Genomic DNA, 201 nt, shown 5'->3' with positions numbered 1-201 from the left:
AGATTTCCCATTACGCAAGTAAGTAAGATCCCTTGAAGATGACGAGGTAGATAGGTTCGAGGTGGAAGTGCGGTGACGCATGGAGCTGACGAATACTAATCGATCGAGGACTTAATCAAGATTAACAATGGCACGGTATGCCGTTACTTTACAGAGATTATCCAGTTTTGAAGGAACAATTTTGTTCCATATATAGTCTGG

1 rRNA gene is annotated in these 201 nt (G+C 41.8%); it reads left to right on the top strand.

The annotated features are described in order from the left end of the window. A 23S ribosomal RNA gene (locus M3221_RS26175) occupies positions 1-119 on the top strand; the annotation flags it as partial. Positions 120-201: the final 82 nt, after the last annotated feature.

Source organism: Domibacillus indicus, from assembly GCF_023715895.1.
GTDB lineage: Bacteria > Bacillota > Bacilli > Bacillales > Domibacillaceae > Domibacillus > Domibacillus indicus_A.
This window is presented reverse-complemented; position numbering and strand designations above follow the sequence as displayed.